Source organism: Deinococcota bacterium (assembly GCA_030858465.1).
Classification (GTDB): Bacteria; Deinococcota; Deinococci; order Deinococcales; family Trueperaceae; genus JALZLY01.
Genome location: JALZLY010000186.1, coordinates 1 through 2,711 on the forward strand (window position 1 = coordinate 1; position 2,711 = coordinate 2,711).

Sequence of the window (2,711 nt, forward strand, 5' to 3'; positions counted from 1 at the left end):
ACTGGCACTGGCATTCCCTGCACTACGGGCACGAGATCTATTCTCACGGGATCCTCAACCACGACCTGGAGCCCAACCGCTGCTACCACGAGCTCAGCCGCATCGGCCATGAGCTTAAACGGCACGACGAGCTCCTGACGGATTTGCAGCCTGAGTCCGACGTCGCCTTCTTGTACTCTCAAGACAGCAAGTATGCTTTGGAGGCGCAACCTTGCCTGCTGGTGCCCAACCGGGCCGAAGTCGAGCCGGACAGGCGTTCCTACCAGCGCATTTTCAACGCCTTCTATCAGGGTTTCTTCGACGTTCACGCTCGTGCCGCCATCATCCACCCACCGCAGGATTTCGAGGCGTTCCGTATCCTCATCGCGCCCGCGCTTTACATTGCCGACGACGCGCTCCTCGAGCGGCTGCTGCACTACGCGGAAGGCGGCGGCCACCTGCTTCTTTCCTTCCGGAGCGGCTACGCGGACGAATACGCTCGAGCCCGCTGGCAACGGGCGCCCGGCCTGCTCCGCGCGGCGGTCGGTGCAAGCTACAACGAATACTCCAATCTGGTGTCGCCACTAGGCCTGAACACGGGAGAGGACGAATTCGCTGATGCACTCCAAATGCCGCCGGAAGCGCGGGCCGAAGCCTGGGCCGACGGTCTCGAGCTGGAAGGCGCGACCCCCCTCGCCTACTACGACCATCCTCACCTCGGTCGGTTTCCCGAGGTCACCACGCAAGCCCTTGGCAAGGGGCGCATCACCTATGTCGGCACCTTGCCAAACCCAGGCTTGAGTAAAGCGTTGGCCGGATGGGTGCTGAAGCAGGCCGGCATCAGGCCCCTTGTCCAGAATCTTCCTGAGTCCGTTCGCGTGACCACCGCCCTGGCAAAGAGCGGCAAACGCTTGTGGTTCTTTCACAACTGGTCGATGTCCCCGCGGACCATCCCTGCGCTTTCCGCGGGCGGGGTTGAGCTGTTCAGCGGGGCGCCGCTTGAAGTCGGCGACGAGCTCTCGTTGGCTCCCTGGGACGTGAAAGTCGTGGTTGAAGGCTAGTTGCCTTTGCGGTCAAGACAAGAGCGTGGTCGGGTTGTCGACCATCATGGTGCGCAGCTCCTCTTCGCGCAGGCCATGCTCGAGCAGAGCCCGGCCAAACGCTCTGAACCCTTCAGCCGGCGGCGGGCTGCCCCGCTGGCCCAGGTCGGTGGAGAGCAGACAGCGCGCCGCGCCGATGGCGCGGACTTCCGCGGCGGTCCGCGCTACCAAGTAGCCGCCCCAGGCGGGCAGATGAGGCAAGTAGCAGCGTTCGATAAAGGCCCCGAGTGCCGCCATCTCGAGCTGGAAGTCGAGGCTGTAACCCGTCAGCGGCAGTTCGGGGTGGGCCACCACCAGGCGCGTGAGGCCGTAGCTTTTGGCCTCGCGGAAGAGCAGGGCCGTCTCCTTTGCGCTCAGGTGGCCGCTACTCAGCACCGCGCCGCCTTGAGCCGCCATGACCTCGAGGATGGCGACGACCTCCGGCTTCAGCCTGCCCTGCGCGTCCAGGACCGAGATGGGCGGGGCCGGCCTGCTCCGGTAGGCCATGCGCTGCTCCTTGTAGCCCGCCTCGCCGTAAAAGGCGATATGGTTGGCGGCGTGCATGGTCGGCATCCAGACTACCTTGCCGCCTAGCGCCAGCGCCACTTCGGCAGCAAAGGGGTTCAAGCCGCCCACGAAGTGGTTGAGCACCACGCCGCCATAGACCTTGACGCGCGAGTCTACGCTCTCCGCGAGCTTGGCGCGCGCCACCGTCGAGTCTTCGTGGGCCTTTAGCACCACGGCGGCCATCTCGGCGCGGGCGGCCTCAGCGACCAGAGCGCGGTCGTCGTAGAGCCTGGGAAAGATGCTGGGGCTGCTGTGGATGTGGATGTCGATAGCCCCGCGAAACCACTTCTCGCTCATAACCAACTCTCGCTCATAAACAGCTCTCACTCACGGACGGGTCTCGGCGGTCTGCTTGAAGCCTCGGCCGTAGGTGGTCAGCCAGGTCAAAAAGGCGTCCATCAGCACCACGAACTGGGGATGGCTCAGCCTCATGAAGTCGTTGTGCTTGCCCTCGACGAGGAGGAGCTTTTTGGGCCTGCCGGCGCGGCCGTAGACGGCCAGGGCGCTGTCGAGCGGGTGCAGGAGGTTTGCCCTGCCGTGGGCGATGAAGAGCGGGCGCGGCGCGATCTTGTAGACGACCGCCTCGCTGTCGAAGCGCAGGATCGAGTCGGCGAGCTCGAAGGAGGTGTTGGGACCGAAGCCGGGGACGGGCCTCAAGTTGTCGTCGACCTCCTTTTCGGTGTCGGGGTCGAGGGGATAGACCACGAAGGGCTGGGTAAAGCGGCTCTTGCCGGTCAACACCCGTTCCACCCGGTCCTGCTCGAGCTGTCCCTTTAGCGCGCTCAAGCCCTCCTCGCCGTGACGCGAGAGCAGGAAGTCGTTGCCGTTGTAAAAGCCGTTGAGCGCGGCCACCGCCGTCACCCGCTCGTCTCCGGCAGCCACCTGGATGACGTTGCCGGCGCCCATGCCCCAGCCCAGCAGCGCCAGCGCCCCGCCGTCCACTTCGGGCTGGACCAGCGCGAAGGTGATGGCGTTTTCGATGTCGTGCCACTGCTCTTCCATGAGGATGCGTCCGGGCACGCCCTCGCTGTCGCCGTTGCCGCGGTAGTCGAAGCCCAAGACCGCGTAGCCCGCATGGGTGAGCAC

General features: G+C 65.1%; 3 protein-coding genes. 1 reads left to right on the forward strand and 2 read right to left on the reverse strand.

Annotation, left to right across the window (positions count from 1 at the left end; genetic code table 11):
* Nucleotides 1-1,040 (forward strand): beta-galactosidase trimerization domain-containing protein (locus M3498_09540; GenBank protein ID MDQ3459523.1); only part of this gene is annotated, 1,040 nt, incomplete at its 5' end.
* A gap of 12 nt (nt 1,041-1,052) precedes the next feature.
* Here the strand turns inward: M3498_09540 and M3498_09545 are convergent.
* Together M3498_09545 and M3498_09550 are read right to left on the reverse strand one after the other, a co-directional pair.
* Nucleotides 1,053-1,922 carry a DUF6282 family protein gene (locus tag M3498_09545; protein ID MDQ3459524.1) on the reverse strand — a complete coding sequence of 290 codons (870 nt, stop codon included), beginning with the start codon at nt 1,920-1,922 and terminating at the stop codon, nt 1,053-1,055.
* Nucleotides 1,923-1,952: 30 nt separating this feature from the next.
* Nucleotides 1,953-2,711 (reverse strand): alpha/beta hydrolase (locus M3498_09550; protein ID MDQ3459525.1); only part of this gene is annotated, 759 nt, incomplete at its 5' end.

What these genes read in the sequence shown, in the direction of transcription:
- M3498_09545 (MDQ3459524.1), bottom strand. Translation starts at nt 1,922, where the DNA reads ATGAGCGAGAAGTGGTTTCGCGGGGCTATCGACATCCACATCCACAGC.